Origin of the sequence: Treponema peruense, from assembly GCF_016117655.1 — a bacterium.
Lineage (GTDB): Bacteria > Spirochaetota > Spirochaetia > Treponematales > Treponemataceae > Treponema_D > Treponema_D peruense.
This window is the reverse complement of the sequence record NZ_CP064936.1, coordinates 2,252,715-2,277,643: the sequence shown is the minus strand read 5'-3', so window position 1 is coordinate 2,277,643 and position 24,929 is coordinate 2,252,715. Positions and strand designations below refer to the sequence as shown.

General features: G+C 34.9%; 23 protein-coding genes, 1 rRNA gene and 3 pseudogenes. 19 read left to right on the top strand and 8 right to left on the bottom strand.

The genetic code is table 11. The features are described from left to right. Window positions 1-6 precede the first annotated feature (6 nt). Window positions 7-213 carry a hypothetical protein gene (locus IWA51_RS10475; RefSeq protein WP_198442375.1) on the bottom strand — a complete coding sequence of 69 codons (207 nt, stop codon included), beginning with the start codon at window positions 211-213 and terminating at the stop codon, window positions 7-9. 299 nt (window positions 214-512) lie between these two features. Between IWA51_RS10475 and IWA51_RS10470 the strand changes: the two genes are divergently transcribed. Next, a complete protein-coding gene (locus IWA51_RS10470; RefSeq protein WP_198442374.1) occupies window positions 513-1,679 on the top strand; it encodes an SUMF1/EgtB/PvdO family nonheme iron enzyme in 1,167 nt (388 codons plus the stop codon). Window positions 1,680-1,924: 245 nt separating this feature from the next. Here IWA51_RS10470 and IWA51_RS12825 read toward each other — a convergent pair whose 3' ends face one another. Both IWA51_RS12825 and IWA51_RS12820 read right to left on the bottom strand, forming a co-directional pair. Then, window positions 1,925-2,335 carry an NAD(P)-dependent oxidoreductase gene (locus IWA51_RS12825; protein WP_268969684.1) on the bottom strand — a complete coding sequence of 137 codons (411 nt, stop codon included), beginning with the start codon at window positions 2,333-2,335 and terminating at the stop codon, window positions 1,925-1,927. A gap of 79 nt (window positions 2,336-2,414) precedes the next feature. Then, window positions 2,415-2,798 (bottom strand): annotated as a pseudogene (locus IWA51_RS12820) (NAD(P)-dependent oxidoreductase); the annotation flags it as partial. A 333-nt stretch (window positions 2,799-3,131) separates the two neighbouring features. Between IWA51_RS12820 and IWA51_RS10460 the strand changes: the two are divergent. From IWA51_RS10460 to rrf, 5 genes are all read left to right on the top strand, one after another. Beyond that, on the top strand, window positions 3,132-3,353 hold the full coding sequence (locus tag IWA51_RS10460; RefSeq protein WP_198442373.1) for a DUF6110 family protein: 222 nt from the start codon (window positions 3,132-3,134) through the stop codon (window positions 3,351-3,353). 48 nt (window positions 3,354-3,401) lie between these two features. Beyond that, window positions 3,402-5,474 (top strand): heavy metal translocating P-type ATPase, encoded by a 2,073-nt coding sequence (locus tag IWA51_RS10455; RefSeq protein ID WP_198442372.1) that lies wholly within the window; start codon window positions 3,402-3,404, stop codon window positions 5,472-5,474. A gap of 3 nt (window positions 5,475-5,477) precedes the next feature. Continuing rightward, on the top strand, window positions 5,478-5,780 hold the full coding sequence (locus IWA51_RS10450) for an HMA2 domain-containing protein (RefSeq protein ID WP_198442371.1): 303 nt from the start codon (window positions 5,478-5,480) through the stop codon (window positions 5,778-5,780). A gap of 63 nt (window positions 5,781-5,843) precedes the next feature. After that, the gene (locus IWA51_RS10445) at window positions 5,844-6,446 is read left to right on the top strand and encodes a flavin reductase (protein WP_013701387.1); all 603 of its coding nucleotides are present in this window, start codon (window positions 5,844-5,846) and stop codon (window positions 6,444-6,446) included. A 140-nt stretch (window positions 6,447-6,586) separates the two neighbouring features. Then, a 5S ribosomal RNA gene (gene rrf / locus IWA51_RS10440) occupies window positions 6,587-6,695 on the top strand. A gap of 283 nt (window positions 6,696-6,978) precedes the next feature. On the opposite strand, the gene IWA51_RS10435 is transcribed toward rrf, so the two are convergent. From IWA51_RS10435 to IWA51_RS10425, 3 genes are all read right to left on the bottom strand, one after another. After that, window positions 6,979-7,248 carry an HU family DNA-binding protein gene (locus IWA51_RS10435; protein ID WP_230402653.1) on the bottom strand — a complete coding sequence of 90 codons (270 nt, stop codon included), beginning with the start codon at window positions 7,246-7,248 and terminating at the stop codon, window positions 6,979-6,981. A gap of 222 nt (window positions 7,249-7,470) precedes the next feature. Beyond that, the gene (locus tag IWA51_RS10430; RefSeq protein WP_198442370.1) at window positions 7,471-7,632 is read right to left on the bottom strand and encodes a hypothetical protein; all 162 of its coding nucleotides are present in this window, start codon (window positions 7,630-7,632) and stop codon (window positions 7,471-7,473) included. A gap of 75 nt (window positions 7,633-7,707) precedes the next feature. Beyond that, the gene (locus IWA51_RS10425) at window positions 7,708-8,214 is read right to left on the bottom strand and encodes a helix-turn-helix domain-containing protein (RefSeq protein WP_198442369.1); all 507 of its coding nucleotides are present in this window, start codon (window positions 8,212-8,214) and stop codon (window positions 7,708-7,710) included. 297 nt (window positions 8,215-8,511) lie between these two features. Here IWA51_RS10425 and IWA51_RS10420 point away from each other — a divergent pair, with 297 nt between their 5' ends. From IWA51_RS10420 to IWA51_RS12975, 9 genes and pseudogenes are all read left to right on the top strand, one after another. Continuing rightward, complete coding sequence (locus IWA51_RS10420; protein ID WP_198442368.1) at window positions 8,512-8,724, top strand: helix-turn-helix domain-containing protein; 213 nt, start codon at window positions 8,512-8,514, stop codon at window positions 8,722-8,724. Between the two features lie 12 nt (window positions 8,725-8,736). Beyond that, on the top strand, window positions 8,737-10,545 hold the full coding sequence (locus IWA51_RS10415) for a GmrSD restriction endonuclease domain-containing protein (RefSeq protein WP_198442367.1): 1,809 nt from the start codon (window positions 8,737-8,739) through the stop codon (window positions 10,543-10,545). Between the two features lie 19 nt (window positions 10,546-10,564). Then, entirely contained in the window at window positions 10,565-13,474 is a 2,910-nt protein-coding gene (locus tag IWA51_RS10410) for a DEAD/DEAH box helicase (protein ID WP_198442366.1), read from the top strand. Continuing rightward, window positions 13,475-14,509 (top strand): virulence RhuM family protein, encoded by a 1,035-nt coding sequence (locus IWA51_RS10405; protein WP_198442365.1) that lies wholly within the window; start codon window positions 13,475-13,477, stop codon window positions 14,507-14,509. It begins immediately after the preceding gene. Beyond that, entirely contained in the window at window positions 14,506-16,269 is a 1,764-nt protein-coding gene (locus IWA51_RS10400) for a hypothetical protein (protein ID WP_198442364.1), read from the top strand. Before IWA51_RS10405 ends, IWA51_RS10400 begins: the two co-directional genes overlap by 4 nt. Beyond that, on the top strand, window positions 16,259-18,259 hold the full coding sequence (locus IWA51_RS10395; RefSeq protein ID WP_198442363.1) for a site-specific DNA-methyltransferase: 2,001 nt from the start codon (window positions 16,259-16,261) through the stop codon (window positions 18,257-18,259). Before IWA51_RS10400 ends, IWA51_RS10395 begins: the two co-directional genes overlap by 11 nt. Further along, window positions 18,244-19,815, top strand: a complete 1,572-nt coding sequence (locus tag IWA51_RS10390; protein ID WP_198442362.1) for a hypothetical protein — start codon at window positions 18,244-18,246, stop codon at window positions 19,813-19,815. Before IWA51_RS10395 ends, IWA51_RS10390 begins: the two co-directional genes overlap by 16 nt. Before the next feature lie 12 nt (window positions 19,816-19,827). Continuing rightward, window positions 19,828-20,472, top strand: coding sequence for a DUF1016 N-terminal domain-containing protein (locus IWA51_RS10385; RefSeq protein ID WP_198442361.1), 645 nt, complete (start codon window positions 19,828-19,830; stop codon window positions 20,470-20,472). Between the two features lie 75 nt (window positions 20,473-20,547). Continuing rightward, window positions 20,548-21,248: pseudogene (locus IWA51_RS12975) on the top strand (transposase). On the opposite strand, the gene IWA51_RS10370 reads toward IWA51_RS12975, so the two are convergent. Both IWA51_RS10370 and IWA51_RS10365 read right to left on the bottom strand, forming a co-directional pair. Continuing rightward, on the bottom strand, window positions 21,181-21,741 hold the full coding sequence (locus IWA51_RS10370) for a hypothetical protein (RefSeq protein ID WP_198442358.1): 561 nt from the start codon (window positions 21,739-21,741) through the stop codon (window positions 21,181-21,183). The pseudogene IWA51_RS12975 and the gene IWA51_RS10370 sit on opposite strands and share 68 nt — an antisense overlap. After that, window positions 21,726-22,330, bottom strand: a pseudogene (locus IWA51_RS10365) (DUF6273 domain-containing protein). The gene IWA51_RS10370 and the pseudogene IWA51_RS10365 overlap by 16 nt, the downstream one beginning before the upstream one ends. Window positions 22,331-22,529: 199 nt before the next feature. On the opposite strand from IWA51_RS10365, the gene IWA51_RS12725 reads away from it, so the two are divergent. From IWA51_RS12725 to IWA51_RS10350, 4 genes are all read left to right on the top strand, one after another. Next, window positions 22,530-22,817 carry a hypothetical protein gene (locus IWA51_RS12725; protein WP_230402652.1) on the top strand — a complete coding sequence of 96 codons (288 nt, stop codon included), beginning with the start codon at window positions 22,530-22,532 and terminating at the stop codon, window positions 22,815-22,817. Between the two features lie 112 nt (window positions 22,818-22,929). Then, on the top strand, window positions 22,930-23,184 hold the full coding sequence (locus IWA51_RS12720; protein WP_230402651.1) for a hypothetical protein: 255 nt from the start codon (window positions 22,930-22,932) through the stop codon (window positions 23,182-23,184). A gap of 227 nt (window positions 23,185-23,411) precedes the next feature. Beyond that, window positions 23,412-24,275, top strand: a complete 864-nt coding sequence (locus tag IWA51_RS12970) for an EamA family transporter (RefSeq protein WP_198442356.1) — start codon at window positions 23,412-23,414, stop codon at window positions 24,273-24,275. Between the two features lie 193 nt (window positions 24,276-24,468). Next, on the top strand, window positions 24,469-24,783 hold the full coding sequence (locus IWA51_RS10350) for a hypothetical protein (RefSeq protein WP_198442355.1): 315 nt from the start codon (window positions 24,469-24,471) through the stop codon (window positions 24,781-24,783). The last annotated feature ends 146 nt before the right edge of the window (window positions 24,784-24,929 follow it).

Genomic DNA, 24,929 nt, shown 5'->3' with positions numbered 1-24,929 from the left:
TCGTCTTTAATCACGTATGGGGAACTGATTTGTCTTTCCTGACTTGATGTCAAATGTAAGAACGCGTACGACTTGACTGTTACCGATTGCTTTCTTTGACGGGTTGAACATTGTTGACTGCATGATTTCAATAAGTGTCTTCCGGTTTTTTGTAACAGCAAGATCTTCTATAATGAAGCAGTTTGGATTTTCTTTATTTTTCTTTACGAACAATAAAACTTAACGCTAACAAATACTATTAAAAAATCAAATGAAAAATAACTTGTTTTGTACAGTTATAACGAAGATTTATTTAAAGGGGGACAGATCTTATTTCGTGAGGAAAAAAAGTAATTTAATTATTCTTGGCAAAAATCGAGATAGAATAGACTGTTTTTGTAGATTTGATTTAACACAAGTTAATACAATTAATTTTCTTAAGGAATGAATAAATCCATTGTATTTTGAAAAAAAATGTGATAAATTTTTATAAAAAATTGCAAGAATTTAAAATTAGCAAAAACAGGATAAATATGGAAAAATTTAAGCTCATTTCAACTTTATTTATTTCAATTCTTCTAATTTTTTCAGGCTGTACTGTAGAAACAGATACTACTCAATCAGGTCAAATCATAAAGACAGAAAAGCAAACCGTAACTTTCAGCAACACAAATGCCAATTTTACGATGATTGACATTTCTTTCATCGATGGAAGAACCTCAGACTCAATTATTTTAGGCGAAGATTTACTTGAAGTTCCCTACATAACGAATGTAAAACCTTTTCGTCTTGCAATGTACGAAACAAGTTACAACACCTGGTATGAAGTTTTAAAATGGGCAGAAAACAACGGCTACACGATTGTAAATAAAGGCGTTGAAGGAGTTTTTGGCGAAGTTGAACATGAAAATAATATGTCAGGACCAGGAGAAGAGCCAAAACTTGTTGAAATGCCTGTTTGCCGTCTTACTTGGCGCGATGTAATGGTATGGTGCAATGCATTAAGCGAAATGAAAGGTCTTGAACCAGTTTACTGCACAGACAAAGATTTTAAAACACCTTTAAGAGATTCAACTGGAGTTGCTTTCAATGATTTAGAAAATTATGCGATAGAACCGGGAGAAGTTGACAATCCGTATGTAAACACAAATGCAAACGGCTTCAGGCTTCCTTATGTAAAAGAATGGGAATATGCTGCACGAAAGCGCCTTGATGGAACTGCAATTTCTGGAAGAAATGTTTCTGGAGATGATTCCGGTGCAATGTTTTCTCCGACGGCAATAGAAGAAATGAATGAAATTAGTTTTCCGATTTCTAAGATTTATGAAAATTATATCTGGTGGAGAAAAAATTCTGCAGGAGAAGCAAAATTAACAGCATCAGGTTTGAATGATACAACGGCAAATTTAAAAACACTTACAGGAAATAATTCCATCAGTACTTTTAGAACACACCTTTCTGGCGGAAAACTCCCGAACCACTTGGGGTTCTATGATATGAGCGGAAATATTCCTGAATGGTGTTTTGATTACAATGTAACTTATGGTTCAAAACTCAAATTCCATACAATGCGTGCATTCAGAGGCGGAGATACAGCAAACCAAAGCGATGCGCTAAATCAATTTCACTCATCAGGCAACAAAGGCGGTCAGATAGTCGGAATAAAAGGCGGTGGTTTCCGTATTGCACAGAATCATTAAATGTGTTCTATATAATAGTTAATTTAGTTAATTTTATACTAAAGCCAGTATTCCTAAGACCTGAAGTGAGTATTCCTAAGACCCTGAGTCAATATTCCTAAGGGTTGAAGTAAGTATTCCTAAGGGGCTTAGGAAGTATCACTTAGCTTCTTAGGAAGTATTCCTTTAGTTTGAAATTCCTAAAAGTGAAAAAAAATACTTTCTTAAAAAAGAAGGCATTAAAAATAATGAAAATCTATTAGTTTTTATTTGACTTCGTTTTTAAGTTCTTTTCCTTCTGTAAAATCCACAATATTTTGAAGCGTTGTATCTGCGATTGCTTTAAGCGCATTTTTTGTAAGAAATGCCTGATGTCCAGTTATAATTACATTCGGGAAAGTTAAAAGCCGGGCAAGCATGTCGTCTTTTATAACGTCTGCAGACCAGTCTGCAAAGAAATATCGGCTTTCTTCTTCATAAACGTCAAGCGCCGCTCCTCCGATAGTTCTTTTCTTTAAAGCTTTTACTAGCGCATGAGTGTCGATTAAAGCGCCGCGTCCTGTATTTATTATAACCGCATCGTTTTTCATCATGGAAAGAGACTTTTCGTTTACAAGATGCTTTGTATCGTCTGTTAAAGGGCAGTGCAGGCTGATTACATCGCTTTTTGGAACAATTCAATAAGCGGAATGTATGTAAAGCCTTTTTTTCAGCCCAGTCATTGTCTGGATATGCGTCGTACATTACGATTTTCATTCCGATTCCAGAAAGACATTCTGCCATTACTTTTCCGATTTTTCCAGTTCCAATGATTCCGGCTGTAAGTCCGCACAAATCCCGGCCTGTGAGCCCATTCAATGTGAAATTTCCAGAGCGGGTTCTTAAATATGCCTGAGGAATTTTTCTTGTAAGGGAAAGCAAAAGCGAAAGAGCGTGTTCTGCTACAGAATGAGGCGAGTACGCTGGAACTCTTGCGACTTTTATGCCGAATTCTTTTGCAGCTTCAAGATCCACATTGTTAAAGCCTGCGCATCTCAATGCAATCATTTTTACACCGCATTTTTTCAGTATGGAAATAACGGTTCTGTTTATGGTGTCGTTTACAAATGTGCATACAATGTCATAGCCGGATGCTGTCAATGCGGTTTTTTCTGTCAGATGAAAGTCAAAAAATCAATATTGAATAGAAAGTTCTTGTTTTCTTCTGAAAAAGATTCCTTGTCATAGCTGCAGGCATCATAAAACGCAATTTTCAATTCCTTGTTTTCCATAAAAAATCCTCCGGTAAAAAGTTTTAATTTAAATATACAATTTTTTTCTTTAATTTGCATTAGTTTCTGTTTTTTTATTGATATTTTGTGAGAAAGTTGCTTTTACTTTGAAAATGATTATTTTATTGGCTGCAATGTAGACTTGAAAAAATTTATTCAGTTTATATAATGAAAGAAAATATAATACTTGCGAGGTGTTTTTATGACAAAATTAGGTGCATTTGCTATTGGTGTTGCGGTTGGCGGAGTAACTCTTGCCTTGGTAAAAACAGCTGGATTCAAAAAAGTCTGCTCCAAAGTTATCAGCGCGGGAATGCAGCTAAAAGATGAAGCTGCTTCTTTTGTTGAAACTGTAAAAGAAGACGCGGAAGATATAAAGGCAGAGGCCGCTTACAATAAAAACGCATCAAAAGCTAATGCTTAAAAATCAGTCTTAAATTATTTAAAAATATCTTTTTAAAAAGGGATTGCAATGGATTTTCAGATTTCTCACAGTCTTCCAGGCAGAGTAAGGCTTAGATATGAGCGTCATATTCTGTCTTTGCGTCAGGCAATGCTTGTTCAGATGCTTGTTGGTCTTCAAGAAGGAATAGTTTCTGTTTCTGTTAATACAGTTTCAGGAAGCATTCTTATTGAATACAAAGATACTTCCTTGGAAACAGTTATTTCTTACGTAAAGGCTCTTGATGGAAAGTATCTCAATGATGAAAATCTGCTTTCGAGCGTTTCTGTTCCTTCTGTGCAGGAAAGTCTTTTGGAGTCGTTGCTGTCCCTTACAGTTGAGCATTTTCTAAAAAAACTTCTTCCTCTTCCATTGAGAAAAATCATTTCTCTTGTTTCAATTGTTCCTCGTGTTCAAAAGGGCATTGCAAGCGTAGTGAGAGGAAAGCCGTTCTGCGCGGAAACTCTTGATGCTGCCGCGATTTCTCTTTCATATTTAACTGGCGACATTGATACTGCTGGAACTATAAATTTCCTTTTGAATATCGGCGATACTCTCGAAGATTACACAAAGCGAAAGTCCCATGACAATTTGACTCAGTCGCTTCTTATAACTGATGAAACCGTTACAATCGTTCAGGATGGAGAAGAAAAAGAAATTTCCACACAGCTTTTAAAGGCGGGCGACATCGTTATTGTTCGCGCTGGCTCTGTAATTCCTGTTGACGGAACTGTTGTTGACGGCGTTGGAATGGTAAACCAGGCTTCAATGACTGGAGAAGCTCTGCCTGTTCAGCGTGAAAAAGGCTCGTCTGTTTTTGCTTCCACAATTATTGAAGAAGGCGAAATAAAGATAAAAGTGAAGGCTTGCGGAGGCGAAACCAAAGTAAGCAAAATTGCAAATATGATTGACCGATCAAATTCACTTAAGGCTGCAAGTCAGGAAAAAGCGGAACGTGTTGCTGACAATCTTGTAAAATACAATTTTTTAATTGCGGGTCTTGCGTATTTCTTTACACGTAACTTTACAAAGGCGGCTTCAACATTGCTTGTGGATTATTCCTGCGCCATGAAGCTTTCTGCTCCGATTTCAGTTCTTTCTGCAATGAGAGATTGTGCCCGGAACGGAATTCTTGCGAAAGGCGGAAAATTTCTTGAGGAATTTGCGGAATCTGACACAATTGTTTTTGACAAGACAGGAACATTGACAGAATCAAACCCTGTTGTAAAAAAGATTGTTGTTTTTGGCAGCAGAAAGGAAAATGAAGTTTTAAAACTTGCTGCTTGCCTTGAAGAGCATTTCCCGCATTCTTTGGCGCGTGCTGTTGTAAATGAAGCTGCGTCCAGGGGATTGAACCACAAGGAAGAGCATACAAAGGTCGAATATATTCTTGCGCATGGAATTGCTTCCAGCCTTGACGGAAAAAAGCTCCGCATAGGAAGCGCGCATTTTATCTTTGATGACGAAAAAATTCCGCTTACAAAAGAAGCCGATGACTGCATAAATACAATAACTGGTTGTTCCCAGCTTTATTTTGCAATTGACGGAGAACTTGCCGCTATAATCGTAATTGAAGATCCAATCAGAAAAGAATCTTGCGCTGTAATAAAAAAGTTGAAAGACTCTGGCTTTAAGAATGTGATTATGATTACAGGCGACAATAAGCATACTGCAAAAGAAGTTGCGGAAAAAACTGGCGTAACAGATTTTGTTGCTGAAGCTCTTCCAGACACAAAAGTATCTTGGATTGAAAAGCTTAAGAAAGAAGGGCACAAAGTTGTTATGGTTGGAGACGGAATCAATGATTCTCCGGCTCTTTCTGCGGCAAATGTTGGAATTGCAATGGGAAAGGCAAGCTCAATTGCAAGCGAGACTGCGGATATTCTTCTTCCTGACGACGGCTTGGATTCTCTTCCAGTTTTGCGGAAAATAAGCCGAAACTTGATTTCAAGGATTCACGGAAACAACCGAGCTATAATCGGAATAAATTCTGCGCTCATTGCCGGCGGACTTGCTGGTTCCATAACACCGCAAATGGCTGCCTTGCTTCATAACAGCTCCACAGTTGCAATCAGTGTGAATGCAATGAGTTCCTTGGACTAAAAAATGATTGTTTCAAGTTTTTTCCCAGGAAGAATCCGTTTACGCAATGATGTTTTTAAAGATGATGATATATTTTCCGCATTGTATTCTGCTGTCGGAAGCCATTCTGCCGTAAAAAAAGTTGAGCGCAATGAAAGAACTGGCAGCGTGCTTGTTGAATATATTTCAGAAAATTTACCCATGGAAAAACTTCTTGCCTTAAAAGATGAGTTTTTTGCGCTTGGAAAACTTGCGGAATCCTATAGCAAAAAAAATAAGCCAGTTATTCTTGAAAAAATTCATGAAATCGAAAGAAAATTAAAATAGCTTTGCATGTTTTATAGCTTTTGTTATATTTAAAGTAATTCAGTTTCTTAACGGAGGTTTTTTATGGATAACAAGGCTATGTTCAATTTGTCTTACGGTCTTTTTATTTTGACTGCAAAAGACGGCGAAAAAGACAACGGCTGCATTGTGAATACTGTAGGGCAGGTTACTTCCCAACCTAACAGAATTTCTTTGACGGTAAACAAAGCGAATTATACGCACGATATGATTCTGAAAACAAAAGAATTCAATGTTTCCGTTCTGGCAGAAAATTCTAAATTTGAAACTTACAGGCATTGGGGCTTCCAAAGCGGTAGAAATACAGATAAACTTGAATCAATTTCTTTTAAAAGATCTGCAAATGGCCTTGTTTATATTGCGGATGAAACAAACGCATTTTTGAGCGCGAAAGTTGTTTCCACACTTGATTTGGGAACGCACACTCTTTTTATTGCTGATGTTACAGACGGCGAAGTTTTGTCGCAAGTTCCTTCAGCAACATATTCATTTTATCAGAATAATATAAAGCCAAAGCCAGCTTCCACGGAAAAGAGAAAGGGCTTTATTTGTACTGTCTGCGGATATATTTATGAAGGTGAAACTTTGCCTGACGATTTTATTTGCCCTGTATGTAAGCATCCAGCCTCGGATTTTAGACCGCTTTAATGAATTTTTTGTGTCATTGTCGGAGCGTTACATGCAATCTAGCTGTTTTCATACTGAAAAATTCAATATTTTCTAAAAAAAATTGATATTTTTGCAAATTCATATTGACATTTTTTTTTTGGAAAGTATACATTCTTAACCACGGTAGCCAAAGTGAAGAGGTAATACCCGTTCCCATACCGAACACGGAAGTCAAGCTCTTCTACGCCGATGATACTGCTAACGCGGGAAAGTAGGAAGCTGCCGTGTTTTTATTTTAAACGCTTTTCTTTTTTTTCAATCAATAAAAATCTTATATTTTTAATATTTTAGTTATTATATGCTTTAAAAAACTTTATAATTCTTCACTCCGTTAGGACATATAGAGCAAGGCGGCTATAAAACTTCATTTTGTTTTGTAATGATGGATTCAGGTCATTGAGTTTTTTGATTGAAATAATTGATGAGCCTGGATTAAAATAATCCGGAGGACAAGCAAATGAGAAAAACTATAAAAATCTTTTCTTTGATTCTACTATGTTTATTCTTTATTTCATGTTTCGAAACCTTTGGATGAAAATGAAAGTTTTACGCGACCAAAGTTACCTAACTGAATTTTGAAACCATTATTAAGATACTGAGGCAATTTTCTTACCAAAGATGTAAGAACAGCTTCAACGTCAGTTACGTTTAATGTACAAGCATCGGAAATATCCTTTGCCAAGTCCATTACTGTAAGCTCTTCCATGTACTGTGGAGCAGCATAAAATTTTTTTTCATCAGTATTAAGGGGATTTATCCTTTTTACAACGCGATATTTCATATAGTTTTTCCTTGCGGTTCTTTAAGGCGGTCGCAGCCTGCTCAAGGTATAAGGTCACCATAGGCGACTCCTTGTAGATTTAACTTAAGTTCCGAAAGCCTTTGGCAACGCCGGACTATTCGGTAACTTGAAAAAAACAGGAAAAACCGTTACAGTTATATTGGTTATACGGCAACAGTTTTTCGCTGTTTGCTTGAAGGGCTCTTTAATCAGTACCAGTGATTAAAGAGCCTTTTTTTTCGAACTTGCACATGTATAGCCAAGTCCAAAAGCAATCAATGCAACTACAAGAACTGCAGAAGTTCCTGAGAATTCAATTGATGTTTCTTTTTCATCTGTTTTATCAGATATTGCTAATGAAAAAGAATTCTCGAAGTTGTTCATTTTTCCACCTCCATATTAAGTATTCAGTCTTGTTTTTCTTCAACGAAGATTTCACAAAGATCTGTTGTTTCAATGTCAATTACCTCCTTGCGGATTAGATCCATCTTTATTTCCAGAAGTTGCAGCCAGTGCAATTCCTACACCTAGTGCAATTGCTGCTAACCCCAAAGCAGCCCAACCAGAAAAATCATTATCTCGTTTGGACTGAGCTTTTTTATGAATATCAGCTGCAATTTTTTGTACCTCGTTCACTGGTAATTCTTGCAAATCTCGCGAAATTGAAATTGCGGCTTTTTTAAACTCTTCATTATCTTCATATGCACCCATGCTAATGGAAATAGATTTATGAAGTGTCTCACATTCTGCTTTTAACAGTGCATCACTTGCATCTGCATTTAATTTATATACTGTGCGAATCTTATCTGAAAGTTCTGGAGGGATTTCTCTTGCTCCAGATTCAACTGATGAAAGAAGTGAAATCGATACATCAAGCTTCTGTGCCATAACAGCAAGGGTATCACCAGTATCAATTCTGAGTCTTTTTAAGAATTTTCCATAACTTGTTGGATTAACGCACTGCATAGCTTTACCTCCTTACAATTCAAATATATTACACATTTTGTGTAATGTCAAGCAAATTTTGAAAATAAAAACAATATTACACATATTGTGAAAAAATATACTGAGAATTATTCAAATACACGGTGAGTTTTTATAAATTCACGCCGAGATTAAAAAAATACGGCGTAATTTTCATAAGGTCATTCTATGACACCGTTGTGTGATAAACTTCTACAAATAACGGGAATAAAAATATTTTGCGAAATCGTGATATTTTACACACTTAAAACACAAAGTTGTGATATAATTATCTATATTATGCAAGTTGATTATACAAAGCTTTGGTCTCGTTATAAAGAAATGGGGCATAAGAACAAAACAGACCTTATTGAAATGGCAGGAATCTCAACGAATATTCTGGCCAAATTGACAAAAGGTGAATTTATTTCCATGGATAGTATCCAACGCATTTGTAAAGCCCTGAATTGTGATGTGGGCGATATATGTGTAATAAATAATGTGGAAGGTTAAAAGGAATATATAATGGCACAGTATAACGTAAACAATATTATGGTTAGTTCACTTCTTTCTAGTATTAGAGATGGAACTATTGCAATTCCTGAAATACAGAGGCCTTTTGTTTGGGATCCTACAAAGGTTCGTGATTTAATTGATTCATTATATAAAGGATATCCAGTTGGATATATTATTGTTTGGCAGAATCCTGATGTAAAACTTAAAGATGGAACTATTTCTTCTGGAAAGAAAATCATTATTGATGGTCAGCAGAGAATTACTGCATTAACCGCTGCAATTGTTGGACTTGAAGTTGTTGGTGCTGATTATAAAAAGAAGAGAATTAAGATTGCATTTAATCCAAAAGAAGAAAAATTTGAAACTTGTAACCCTGCTATTGAGAAAGATATTCAATGGATTGCAGATATATCAACTGTTTTACAGCCTGGTTTTGATGCTTTCTCTTTTGTAAATGAATATTGTGATAAAAACAAAATCACAGATAATGCTGAAAAAAGTTCTATTAACAAGGTGATCAATACTTTAAGTCAGATTCAGAACAATAGCCTTGGTGTAATAGATCTTTCTTCTGGTCTTGATATTGATAGTGTCACAGATATTTTTATTCGAATCAACTCTAAAGGCAAAGTCCTTTCACAAGCAGATTTTGCTATGTCAAAGATATCTTCAAATGAAAGATATAAAGGTGATTTAATCCGTAAGACTATAGATTATTTTTGTCATCTTCTTCAGAATCCTGGTGATTTTGATACTATAAAAAATAATGATTCTGAGTTTGCAATTACGGATGAGTTTAAGGCAATTGCTTGGATAAAAGATGAAAACGAAGATATTTATGAACCAGATTATACAGACCTTTTGAGAGTTGCATTTACTTCAAAATTCCATCGTGGTAAACTGGCTGACCTTGTAAGTTTGTTAAGTGGACGTGATTTTAAGACTCGTGAATTTAAAGAAGAAATTGCTGAACAGTCATTTAAAGACTTAAAAGAAAGTGTTTTGCAATTTGTAAATAAGACTAATTTCCAAAGGTATTTAATGATTGTAAAATCTACAGGAATTATAGATTCATCACTTGTTCGTTCTGATAACGTTATGAACTTTGGATATATTCTCTACCTTGCTCTTAGAGAAAAGAAAATCGATGCTATCATTATAGAGAGGGCTGTAAGACGTTGGCTTGTACTTACTATTCTTACAGGAAGATATTCTGGCTCTCCTGAGTCTATGTTTAATTACGATATTATACGATTTGTGGATGCAGCAGATCCAATTACATACATTGAACAGACTGAAGCAGGTGTTCTTTCTGAAGCATTCTGGAGCAATGTACTTATTACAAGACTTAACACTGCTGTTGCAAGTAGTCCATTTTATAATGTTTATCTTATGGCTCAGGTCAAATCTGGAGATAAGGGATTCCTTTCAGAACAAATTGATGTTAAGTCAATGATTGAACAGCGTGGAGATATTCATCACTTATTTCCTAAACAGTATTTAATTAATAATGGAATTAAAGATAAAGGAATGTATAATCAGATTGCAAATTATGTTTATCTACAATCTGAAATAAACATAAAAGTAAAAGATACAGCACCAAATGAATATATGGCTACAGTCCTCCAACAGTGTGAAGATAAAAAGCCTGTATATGGTGGAATTGTAGATAAAAATGAGCTTATGCAGAATCTTAAGGCAAATTGTGTACCTGAGGATTTTATTAAAATGGATGTAAAAGATTTTAATAGATTCCTTGATATGAGACGTAAGCTTATGGCAGCTAAAATCAAAGATTATTACGAAAGTTTGAAATAGAAAAAGGAAATTAATAAAAATGCTTCATACAATGATTCAAAAATCATGCAAAAAATGGTTATCTTCTGGTGATTGCAAAATAAAAAACTTGATTTCCTATATGATTTCTACAGGGGAACTTCGCGACGCACAGATAGAAGCAATAAAAACATATCTTTTTTTAAAGATAGCCTGTGACAACAAACCTCTTTATGAGCTCTTTTGCAATGGCGCTTTTAATTCTCTTTCAGAGGAAGATTTGAATAGCATGGAGCTTTCTACACTAGCCCGCGAGACTCTTTTTCATAATAAAGCGGCTCTTTCCTTGTATGAGTATGCCACACAAAAAAATGATAGAGGTGAACAGGTTTCTGTAAAACTTGCGGATGAAATAAAAAAGAATCCTCAAAGCATTGATTATGAAGGTATTTTCAAAAAGATTTTTTACGGTGTCACATATTCCGATTATCTTTTCAGCCTTCCAATGGGAGCTGGAAAAACATTTTTGATGGCGGCTTTCATTTATATTGATTTGTATTTTGCAATGCAGAATCCAGCTGAAAAACGATTTGCTAGAAATTTCATTATTTTAGCTCCCTCTGGATTAAAAACTTCGGTTATTCCAAGTCTAAGAACAATACAGGAATTTAATCCAGCATGGGTTTTGCCTGAACCAACAGCGAGCGAAATAAAGAGACAAATGATTTTTGAAGTGTTGGATGAAAACAAATCTGCAAAAAAATCAAATAGAACTAAAAATCCAAATGTACAGAAGCTGGCTTTACATCAGCCATTTGAGGATTTAACAGGCCTTGTGGCCGTAACAAATGCAGAAAAGGTTATTCTTGACGGACTTGTTCGTGCAGAACAGGGAGAATTATTTGAAGAAAGTTCGGAAACAAAAGACCGTGAGGCAAATGAACTTCGTTACTGGATTGGGAAGTTCCCACAGCTTTCTGTTTTTATCGACGAGGTTCATCATGCAACAGATGGTGACATAAAACTCCGCTCTGTGGTGAACCGTTGGGCAAATGGTGAAAAGAAAAATGTGACGAATGTAATCGGCTTTTCTGGTACACCATACTTGGATAAAGCAGAAAAAATACCTGTTACAGATTCTCTTTCTGTTGCCTCGTCTGATATTTCTAATACCGTTTATTATTATCCGCTTGTAGACGCAATAGGAAACTTCTTGAAATATCCAACCGTAAAGGTTTCTGACAATAAAGACAGTATGCAGATTGTTGAAAGCGGCGTACGTGAATTCTTACAAAAATATAAAGACACCATTTATGACCGCCCGCCACGCACACTGCAGGCTAAACTTGCGGTTTATTGCGGAAAAGGAATAGATTTTCTTGAAGAAGAAGTTTATCCGTTTATTTCAAATCTCATCATGGAGTACGGACTGAATCCTAATGAGCATATTTTACGCTATCATGACGGAAATAAAAATCATCCTAAGCCACAGGATAGTGATTATCAGTTCAAGATTCTTGATAGAAGTGAATCAAAAATACGAATAATACTCCTTTGTCAGATTGGAAAAGAAGGATGGAACTGCCGGAGCCTTGCAGGGGTAATTCTTTCGCAAGAGGGGGATTGTCCTACAAATATGGTTTTGCAAACTTCATGTAGATGTTTACGTCAGGTAGAGCGTGGTAAAAAAGAAACTGCCTTAATATATTTAAATGAGACAAATGCTGAAAAACTTAAAAAGCAACTTGAGCAACAGCAGCATATCAATCTAGATGAATTCCAGAAGGGCTCAAGAGGTGCTACCGAAACGCTTAACAGATATAATCGTACTGAGCATTTAAAGCTTCCTCCAATACCGCTGTATCAGTATTCAATCAAATATGACACTCTGCTTGTGGAAGAGCCTGATACTGAAAATGTTATTTCAAATGCTGTAAAAAATTCTGAGCAGAAAGCAGTTATAAATAAACAGTTTGATGTCAGGAAAGCAGATTTCACAAATATCGATATTGATTCTTCTGAGCATGGAAAACTTCCGGCACGATACAATACTTGGCTTTATGAAATAGCGAGAGAGAGTTTTGGTTTTGTAACAATTGCAAAACTCCATGAACATGACAAGGCATTGCGCAAGGTCTTTAATGAAGTCTCATATAAAGCTGATGGCGAGACATATTTCAGTTCTCATTATGACATACAAAAATTAAATTCACTTATCAGAACCGCCTTTTATGAAAAACGAGATTTTTCTGTCAGGGAAGAATTTATAAAAGAATCAGTAAGATTGCTGTGCATAGAACAGTTTTCGCCACAAGTCGAAGTTGCGTCATCTAAAATTAAGGATTATTATCCTGAAGAAATCGAAGTTCAAAAGATAATTGACGCAGATAAATCTGGAAAAACTGAAATCGATGAAAAGACAAAAGCTGCCGTTACAGCTCTCCGTGCAGCAGGTTTGAATAAAGAGGCTGATGATATTGAAAATAAGGCTTGCCCTTATCCAAATAAAGACCGGACTTTTCATTACCTTCCATATAAAACAGACAGTTCTTTTGAACAGAAATTCCTTGGAGAAGTTTTAAAAGAAGAGTGCGTGTCAAAATTTAATCTTGAAGTCTATTATAACGGTGACCGAAATCTGACTGATTTTAAGATTCACTGTTATAAAAAAACTGAAAAAGATTGGTCAAATGTCGGTGAATATACACCTGATTTTATCATCTTGCAAAGGAAATCAGAAAACGAAGTCGGAAAAGTTTTAATTGTTGAAACAAAAGGCAGCTTATATGCAAATGACCCGAATTTCATTGCCCGCCGGGAATTTGTTGAGCAGTATTTTATAAAGATGAACAATGAAAAAACAGGCGCTGAAAAATTCTCATATCTTTATCTGCAAGATAATAAGTCGGACGAAGAAAGAATTAAAAAGACAATCATCCATGTTAATGCATTTTTTGGGGAGGAAATGTAAATGGCAAAGAAGCAAAAAAAAGAAGTTACAATTAGAAGTTCCGCCGCTGAATATCTTACTTACATTGCAGCAACAGGTGATTCTCCTGAAAGTTATGAAATGAGATATGAAGACGAGAATATCTGGCTGACCCAAAAAATGATGGCAGCTTTATATGATGTTGATGTTGCAAATATAAATTATCATCTTAAAAAAATCTATGACGATGGAGAATTAACAAAAGAGGCAACTATTAAAAATTTTTTAATAGTTCAAAATGAGGGAAACCGAACTGTTTCTCGTGAGGTTGTGCACTATAATCTTCAGATGATTATTGCTGTTGGTTTTAAAGTAAATAATGAGCGTGCCGTTAGGTTTAGAAAGTGGGCTGGTCAAATTGTCAAGGATTATACAATTCAAGGCTGGACAATGGACAAAGAGCGACTGAAAAAAGGACACATGTTTACAGATGAATATTTTGAGCGCCAGCTTCAGCAAATCAGGGAAATAAGGCTTTCAGAAAGAAAGTTTTATCAAAAGGTTACTGACTTATATGCAACGGCCTTTGATTATGACAAGGATGCTACTACAACAAAAGAATTCTTTAAGATGGTGCAGAATAAAATGCATTATGCTGTACATAGGCATACGGCAGCAGAACTTATTGTGGAGCGCGCTGATGCAAAAAAGGAACACATGGGGCTTACAACTTGGGAAAATGCACCTTCTGGAAAAATCATAAAAGCAGACGTAACTATTGCAAAAAACTATTTATCAGAAAAAGAAATGAGTTTTATGGAGAGACTTGTTTCCTTATATCTTGATTATGCAGAAATGCAGGCAGAACGTCACATACCTATGAGCATGGAAGATTGGGCAATACGTTTGGATGGTTTTTTGGAATTCAACGGAAATGAAATTTTAACAGGACCAGGAAAAATAAGCGCGGAACAGGCAAAACTACATGCAGAAAGCGAATTTGAAAAATACAGAATTGTACAGGATAGATTGTTTAAGAGCGATTACGATTTATTCTTGGAGGAGATGGGAGAATGAAATATGAAATTACTGGAAATTGGAAGAATGGATTCAAGAATGATGCCGTTCTATTTTTTTCTCAAAGTATAGAAAAACTTCTAAATCCAAATACCGATCATGTACATTGTGTCTCTGTTCTAAATGCTTATTCTTTATTATATGAATATCTCGAAGCATTTGATTTGGTAAGAAAAGGAATGATTGATAAAAAACATCTAGATTTTATTTCTGATGAAATTTGGGAGACTTTAGGACAAGATGTAATTGTTAATTGTATTTTAAAAAAGACAGAAATTTTAGCTATAAAGCAAAAGTTTAGTGCAGTTCCCTTTGAAGAAAAAAAATCTGTAATTTTATACTTAGTAAATCAACTTTATAAGTTTAATGAAATTGCAAAAAATTATTTATTAGAAAACATAAAGAAAGAAAAAAATAAAACTGAACTTTATTTAGGATTAAAAAGTTATCTTCCATATCTGATTGGTGGCGGATATTCAGAAGACTTTATTTATAATTATAATAAAAAAATATTCAAAAGTGGAAAAGAGATTTCTATAAATACAGTTGAAACTTTTTTAACAAAGTTTGATTTTGTTAATCAAAGATTCACCGTTATTCTTCCTGTTGACTTGGAGATAAAACAGTTTCAAGCTATCCTTGAAAAAAGATTATCTGTCTCTTTTAATACACCTTCAAAATTTATAGAAGGTTTTCATTATGATACTGATAGATATATTTTGATTTCTGCTTCGGTGGAAGAATTAGATTCAAATCAAGCTTCTATACGAGTAATGAATAATTTAGCATTGTTTACAAGATATTATAAGTTTTTTTCTCAAAGCACAAAACCTTTTTTTGGAAAATCTTGTATAGTTATTGATGATGAGTCTGGTGAAAGAAATTTTATCAAAATACGAAGAAATGGACTTGTATATCTTTCTGAAGAAGCTGAGATTTCTAAATTACAAATTGGCGAAACGGCAGAAGGCGTTATAACCTCTTTAATGACTTATGAGAATAATGTATTTCCTGTTATTGATAAAGCAATAATGAATTATACCAATGCTTATGAGAACAAGCACTTAGAAAGTTCATTTCTGAATTTTTGGGCGGTATTGGAAAGTTTGTGTGAAAAGAAAGATATTTCTAAGATTATGCAAATCGAGGATAATATCCTCCCAATTCTTTCAAAAGATTATTATGCTATGATCTTTGAAGCTTTATTACGAGATGTTACGGATAATATACCAAAAAATCAGCTAGAGGGCTTTTTTAATACTTATTTTAACAAATCATCAATAAATAACCTAGATTTTATAAATTTAATTTTATTAGATGAATATAAGGATGCTCGTATTGAGTTAAATTCTTTTTTAGAAAAATACCCTTTCATTCGATATAATATTTTTGCTATTAATAAACGATATGAAAAACTTAATTCAGTAAAAAAAGATATCGAAAGATTTGAAACAAGATTAAAATGGCATCTACGTAGATTGTATCGAGCAAGAAATACAATTATTCATTCTGGGGAAACACCAAAACATTTACAATATCTTACAAAACATTTAATGGAATATACATCTCAAGTATTAATTGAAATATTGTTTAATTTAACAATACGAGAGGATATTAATAATGTGGAATCATTGTTTATTGATGTTGAATTATTTAACTCAACTATAAAAACTTATTTATCAAAAGAATCTAAAAAGAATATTACAAGAGAAGATATTGCATTTTTAGTAAGTTATGAGGAGAAAATGAATGCCAATTAAATACATTCCATACACCCCGGAGCCGATTGAAGGGCAGGCTCTTTTAGATAATTTTACTCGCACTCTCCGTTATAAAGGAAACTATGATATAAAAGGTAAACTTATACGCGGTATGCCTTTGTATGAAATGCAGACTGTTGAAACTTTCGGCGATAAAGAAAAAGCAAAGCAGAACCTTGTGATTCGCGGGGAATGTGTGTCGGCCTGTGCTTATCTTAAAGAAAAAGGTATTCTTGTTGATTTAGTTTACATTGACCCGCCCTTTGCAAGCGGAGCTGATTATTCCAAGACCGTTTACATCCGTCAGAATCCCAAACTGGCAAAGGCTTTGAAGCAGGCAGAAGAAGAACTTGAAATTGAAGATTTGAAAAGTTTTGAAGAAAAAATGTACGGTGATGTTTGGAATAAAGAAAAATACCTGAACTGGATGTATGAAAACCTGTGCGCAATAAAAAGTGTGATGAGTGAGACAGCAAGCATTTATGTTCATTTGGATTATCATATTGGTCATTATGTAAAGATTTTGATGGATGAGATTTATGGTGAAGATAATTTTAGGAGCGAAATAATTTGGAAAAGAGCAACGGCTCATAGTGATTCAGGCTTTTTTGGTAACAATTATGATATGATTTATTTTTACACAAAATCTGATTCAGCAATTTTTAATACAATTTTTCAAGATTATGATGAAAAATATATTGCTCGTTTTAAATACAAAGATCCAGATGGACGATTATGGGATAGTGGTAATCCAACTGCTAAAGGATTGCAAGGCGGTGGATATGATTATGAATATGATGGTTATAGAACACTATGGCGTTATCCATACGAAACTCTAAAGAAAATGGATGAAGAAGGGCGACTATACAGAACAAAAAATGGTGGAATAAGAACAAAAGTTTATCTTGATGAATTAAAGGGAATGCCATGCCAAGCATTATGGACAGATATAAATGCCGTTAATTCCCAAGCAGATGAACGCATTGACTACGCCACACAAAAACCTGAATCCCTGCTTGAACGCATCATTAAAGCATCTTCCGATGAAAATATGCTTGTTGCAGATTTCTTCGGCGGTTCTGGTGTAACGGCAGCTGTAGCAAATAAACTTAACCGCCGTTTCATTCACTGCGATGTGGGCATCAATTCTATCCAGACCGTACGCGACCGCTTGATTGCACAGAAGAATAGTCCTGCATCATTTTCTGTTCTTGAAATAAAAGATGGAGTTTCCCTGTTCCGTAATCCAGTACAGACGATGGAAAAACTAAAGTCTCTCGTGCCCGGGCTTGGAAAAATGGAAGGGCTTTCAGACTTTTGGGCGGGCTGTATAGAAAGCGTGAAGGACGGTTCGGTTCCTGTTTATCTTCCGGATTTGAAAAACAGTGAGTGCAAGATTTTAGACAAGCCTTTTATGAGCCGCATTCTGCATGAACATCTGGGAAATCTTCCTTTCACTCCGACCCGCGTAATCATCTATTATGTTGATGTGGCGGATATTTCAGAAATTGAAGAGTTCGTTAAATCAGACAAATCAACCCTTGCAAAAATCGAATTCCGCGACTTAAAACAACTGCTTGATGAAATAGTGATTGAAGACACCGCTGACTTTGAAGTAAGCGAAGTTCAGGAAGAACTAATACCGGAATATAAGCTGACCGTAAAATCTTTTATGAGCGATCGGGTAATGCGACACATAAACGCCTACAATCAAAAATGCGAACTCAACTCAAAAGGTAAAAAGTTCAAGCCAATCGTCATTTCAGAAGAAGGACTGGAACTCATTGAATGGCTCAGCGTGGATTGTACTGCAACAGAAGGTGAGTGGCATTCAGATTCAGAAATCAAAATTGATAAGCTTGGTTTTGTTATTAAGAATGGTATAAAGACAAAAGATTTCTGGGACGGCACAATCAAAAGCGAAACAAAACCGATGCGTCTGAAAATCAGGAATATCTGCGGGGATGATAGTGTGTGGAAGGTGGAGTAGGAAGAATGCCAAAAAATATTACCCAATATAATTTGCTTATCTCTTGTCCCGGTGATATCACTAATGAAATTAAAATAATTGAAGAAGTTGTAGAAAAGTTTAATCAACAGTTTACAAATTCATTAGGGTTATCAATATTGTCTCGACATTGGAGTAAAAGTTCATACCCACAATCTGGTGGCAAGCCTCAAGATTTATTGAATGAACAATTTGTCAAAGACTGTGATGCCGCGGTAGCAATTTTCTGGACAAGGTTCGGTACACCAACCGATGAATATAAATCTGGTTCAGAAGAAGAAATTCAAATTATGCTGAATTCTGGCAAACAAGTGTTTTTATATTTTTGTGAAAAACCAGTAAAGCCTGGTTATGATCCAGAGCAATATAAGCTTGTAGAAGAATTGAAAGAAAAATATAAGAATAAAGGTATTTATTGGCCGTATGACTCAAACGAATCTTTTAAAGAATTATTCTATGCACATTTAACGCAATACTTTTTGACTGTGAAAAAAATCGACACGATTAATTCTGAAATAAAACCAAAATTAGTATTAAAATCTATTTCTTGTGATAATAATATTGTTGATAAACTTGTTGTGCAAAGATACATAGTTCCTAATCCAATGCCATATAAAGAAAGATTAAAGCGAATTAAAAATAAAATAGACTATATAAATACAATTCATTTTTATAAAGAAACAAATGATTCCTTATCTGAAGCTTCTTTGAAGTGGTCACCTATAGCAACTGTCAGTTCTATGGATTTACTAAAAGGCAGTTTAATAAAAATCTCTGAAGATATTAAAAAGATTATTACTCTTTTTGTAGAGAAATACAATTTTACGCTAAGTAATGATTTTTTTGATGTAGGTAAACTAAGAGAAGATTTTACAGCAAACATGTTATCTACATTACATGGCGGCGGTACAGTCCTAAAAGGCACCCCATCTGAGAAACGGAAGTACGAGTATATTTTCGCTGTAAAAGAAGAAATTGAAGATTATATTCTTTGGGAAAGTATTGAAAAAAACTATGATAATCTAAATATGACGAAACTTCTTATTGAGAATTCAGGAAACAGTTTTGATGAAGATATAGATATAGAAATTTCAATACCGGTTTCTTTACTAATACCTCATTATAAAATGCCTGTACCAGAGTTCACTGTCCTTGATTCATTCGATAAAAAATATAATTTTTCTGATTTATTTTCTATTCAACAAACAGATAAATATTTTGATTATGATTCTTCGGTAAAGAATAAAAGATTTACCCCCATGCCTATCGAACCTGTTTTCAAAAACGAGGAAATGTGGTTTGAAAAAAAATATAAATCAGAAATAAACAAATTATTTTCGTATGAAATATTTGATAGAAAAGATGAAGCTATTGTAAAACTACATGTAGATTACATAAAACAACATACTTCTATTGCATTCCCAACTCCAATATTTTTAGATATGGAAGCAAAGATCGACAATATAAAGTATAGAATAATATCAAAGAATAATCCTGATATAAGAAATGGAACATTAAAAGTTATTCCATCATTTTAAAAAGAGGTAACTATGGAACAAGAACTGATCACCGCTGTAGAAGCAGTAAAAAAAACAATTTTACAGTCTCAGTATCAGGCAGCGAAGGAAACTACTCGCGTTCAGCTAATTCTTTATTATGGCATTGGTCGTTATCTTTCTTCAAAAAAAGGAAAAAAAAACTGGGGAACAAGCGTTCTTGAAACCATAAGTTCTCAACTTAGAAAGGAACTTCCTGGATTACGCGGATTTTCGGCAACAAGTCTTAAGAAAATGCGTTTGTTTTATGAAAACTGGAGTTTCTTAGAAGATTCTGATTCGTCCGTTATGACGGACGAATTGCCCGAAAAACTTAATTCGTCAGACACGTCTGACGAATTAACAGCAATAATTCCAATTTCGGATTTTAAGCTTTCGGGGATCAATCTTGTAGATTTCCCTGTAGAAGACTTTTTTAAGGTTCCTTTTTCTCACCATATTACAATTTTTAGCAAAGTTAAAAATCTTCAAGAATGCTACTATTATATTCATCGAGTTGTAGAAGAAAACTTACAGGTAGACACTCCGGTAACAAGTGAGGAAATCAAAGCCGTTGCCGGGCGGATCAATAAAAAACTTGCCGAAATAAATGGCCTTGATGACGAAGAGAGTTATAATCAAAAGTTGTGGATTGCCTGAGAAGGCATAGAAAAAGAGGTCTGTCTAAGGTATAGTTTTCTTTGGAAAAAAAATAAACATCGAAGGAGACCTCTTATGAAAAGAATACTGGAAATTGAAGAAAATTCCAATAGTCCGACGATTGATTTGCTTGAAGAAGCAATCCGTGCAAGAGCACGTGAAGTAATTGAAAGTCTTTACGAGGATGAAGTTCAGCGTTTTCTTAATAAAACTTCTTCTATCGTAGACAAAACCGGAAACAAACTTGTAGTAAGAAACGGCTTTCACAAAGAACGGACAATTCTTACTACAAACGGTTACGTTACAGTCAGGCTTCCCAGAGTTGATGACCGTGCACTTGAAGAAAAGGATCGCTTTGTAAGCAAAGTTCTTCCTCCGTTTGCAAGAAAAACTCCGACAGTAGAAGCAATACTTTCCGCTGCCTACCTTGCAGGAATTTCTTCAAACAAGTTTTCAGCCATGCTCCATGATGTTCTTGGTGAAGGCTTGATTTGAAATTCCGCGGACTGACAAAAGCGCCAAAATTGGCAGTATGCGACGGAGCGCTTGGGTTTCAAAATGCAGTTGATGAAATCTGGGGCCAGCTAAAAATTCAGAGATGTTGGTTCCACAAGTCAACAAAAGGAAACGGCTCTTCCGCTGCTTCTGTTGCAATGGCTTTCAAGCTTTGTCTTCAGGCAGAGAAAAACTGGCGACGGCTCAGGGGATTTAAACAACTTGAACTTGTCGCCAAAAATATAATTTTTGTGGACGGTGAAGAAAAGAAGGCTGCCTGATGAAAAAGACACTTTTTTTCAATCCACAACAATTGACAATAACTCCAAACAAATCATCCTCATCATATAAAATCTCACTCTCAAGATGAGCCCACCGTCGGTTTTCATCTAGCGTTTCAAAATAATCCAAAGTTTCGAAAGGCCTCTTTTCAATTTGAAAACCAACTTTTAATCCGTCAATTTCTTTACGGACGCAATGATAAATATAAAACTCTTCTTCGGCCTCTCCAAAAGTTTTTTTCCAATTAAATATTTTTTCGTCTTTAACCATTACAACAAGGTCTACATAACCTCCTAAATGTTGCGTACAAAAGTCCCCTCTTTTTATACTTCCGTTCAAAAGAATAGTCTGAATTCCTTCTTTATCTAATTGAGAAACATATTTTTTTGTTGCAGTTTTTAAGTTTTCAATAAGTTCATGCTGTTCTGGTTCAGATGCAAACTGCGTTCTTGTTTTCATATTTTCAATCCCTTTTATTAAATCTTTATCCAAAGTGCAGGACGCATTCCTCCGGTACAGCATCCATCTGTAATATTTCCTTTTAATATATTGTTGCCCTGAATTCCTATGTTGCCATCTCCGTGGACATATACTGCTTTTATTCCGACACGGCCCGGAGATCTTGTCCACCACCACCAGACTTGTTCTTTATTATTTTGAAGTCTTGCAATTCGATTGCTGTTATTGATATCTTTTCTTTCAAACCAGTATCTTTGATTTTTGCCGGGCTTGTAGAGTTTTTCAGAACTTCACCAAAATATTTGCATACAATTTCTTCCATACTCAGTAAAAAGATTTTATCTTCTGTATCTGCTCCGCCGTTTGTTCCGTACCACTGGTTATCTGCATTTACATTTTTTGTTGAACAGATTTTCTCCTGTTCTGATTTGGGAAAACTATTATAAAATTCTCCGTTCAAATATTTTCTTAGCGCACAATCAGTCCAAGTTATTTCTGAATATGAACTGTGATAAGATCCTTGCTCTATTATAAATTCTGTCAGCAGAAGTGCTTTATCATCCTGAATATCCAAAACTATCCAGCTGTAATTTCCAAAAGATAACTTATCTCCGATTTGCATTTTTCTCCTATGATAAAGTTTGCGTTTATAAACAGTTTTATTTTATATCCTTTTTGAATAAAATTCTAGAAACAAAAGTTGCCAAAAAGAATCACCGCAAGCAAAAAAAAATCTTTCACTTCACGTCTCTCTCATCTCCTGTGTGACAAAAATTTGATTCGTCCAATTTGTTGATTATTCGTCCAATAATGTGTATAATTTGGATGAATCGGTAATTGATTGGACGAATGGGGATTATATGCGGAATTTTGATTATTCTAGACTTTTAAATTATAAATGGGATACAGAAACTGTAAATCTGCTAGCAAAAATTCATGAATGTAAAGGACGCCAGAATTTATTTATTCGGCAAAAACCTGTTGAACTGGAACGCCTTGTAGAAATTGCAAAAATTCAAAGTACAGAAGCTTCCAACCGAATTGAAGGTATTGTCACAACTGCTACCCGTCTTAATCAACTTGTAAAAAACAAAACTATTCAGTATTGAAAAACAAATAGAAAAAACAAAAGACGTTTATTACGATACGCTGCAACTTTCAGATTCCGGCTGGAATAAAGGTGAAAATGATTATTCGGCTTTTATAAAATATATGCTCCGGATGATTTTAGCCTGCTATATTGAATTTGAAGAAAGGGTCGGCCTTATGAATTATGCAGGTATAAAAAGTACAGCTTACGATGTTGTGAAAAAATATTGCAATGAAAAAATCGGCACGTTTACAAGCAGCGATGTAATCAATTCATGTCCTTCTGCTGGTCGGTCATCTGTAATAGCTTCATTAAAAAAACTGGCAGAAGAAGGCGTCATACAAAAAGAAGGAAATGGTAAGAATACTTTTTACTACAAGTCCTGACAAATAAAACGTATTTCATGAACAACTCAGATAGCGTTGTTCATGAAAACTTCAGTTGTTACACAACTGTCTTAATTTACCAGTACGCTCACGCGCACTAATTGAACTCAATCGCAAGTTGAAACTTGCTCAATCGTTCAATTTTAAGGAACAAAAAAGACATGCACAAAAATTCCTCCTGTGCTATTATTTATTCAACAAACAAAACTTTTATGGCGGAGTAAAAAATGTGGATTGTTTATGCTGTAGGATCTGCCTTTTTTGCTGGAATTACATCAATTTTGGCAAAGTGTGGAATTAAGAAAACAGACTCAAATGTTGCAACAGCTATCCGAACGGTAATTGTACTGATTTTCTCCTGGCTTATAGTTTTTATAACAGGTTCAGTCAGGACAATAAATGATATTCCGCTTAAAACCTGGGTGTTTTTAATTCTGTCCGGTTTGGCAACGGGAGCTTCCTGGCTTTGTTATTTCCATGCATTGCAGATTGGCGATATCAATAAGGTTGTTCCCATCGATAAGTCGAGTACAGTATTGAGCATTATTCTTGCTGTAATTATTCTGCATGAAAGGATTTCCTGTGTGAGAATAGTTGCTGTCGTTTTGATTGCTGTTGGTACATATCTCATGATCCAGAAAAAAGAATCTTCAGAAAATAAAGATACAAAAAACAAAAGCTGGATATTGTATGCATTCGGTTCCGCAATATTTGCAAGTCTTACGGCAATACTTGGAAAAATCGGAATTACAGGTATAGAGTCAAATCTGGGAACTGCAATAAGAACTTTTGTAGTACTTGTAATGGCATGGATTATGGTGGCAGTTACAGGAAAAATGGGAACAGTAAAGAGCATTCCTCGTAAAGAAATGCTTTTAATCTGTCTTTCAGGAATAGCAACGGGAACTTCCTGGCTTTGTTATTACAAGGCATTGCAGGATGGCCTTGCATGTGTTGTCGTTCCGATTGATAAACTGAGTATTTTAGTTACCATAGTATTTTCCTATGTGGTTTTTAAAGAGAAACTTACAACAAAAGCAGGAATAGGTCTTGTACTGATTGTAGCAGGAACTCTTGCAATGCTGCTGTAAAACGGAACTCACGGCAAGTAAAAAGCTCTTACTTTTCATCTCTCGCCTATAAAAAAGCGAAGACTGTTAGGGCTGAGCAAATCCGTGTGAAAAAAAATATACTAATACTAGCCGAATTTTATTTACTGGTGTAAAATACAACCAACAAATCATGCGAATAAAAAAATTATTTTTGATATCCTTATTTATATTTGTGTCTTTTGCTTCTTCTTTTGCACAGGAACGTGTTCATGCAGATGAATATTATTGTTTGACAGGCCCAGTCATGCTCAGAAATGAAATGAGTTTTTCAGAAGATGCACTTGTGCATACAACGCTGAACCACGAAGGCGGACTTGCGTTTAAAATTTTGAAAACAGGTAAAAGAGAAAAAGGTGAATATTCAGAAGGCATCTGGCTGTATGTAATTCTGACCTGTTGGGTTTGGGACAATGATGGAAAAATTGTTCCTGAAAATTCCAAATGGTGGCTCTTTTTGAACGATGAAGATATTGTCCATCCTTATTGACAGACACAATAGAAGATACTGCTGGAATTTCGTCTTTAAACATCGTTTGTTCCGCCGTTTTTTCAGTAAATGTAAATGAAAATAAAATACTGTTACTAAATAAAATAAGTTTTATATGTTTGACTTTTGCAACAACCTGTCTGATA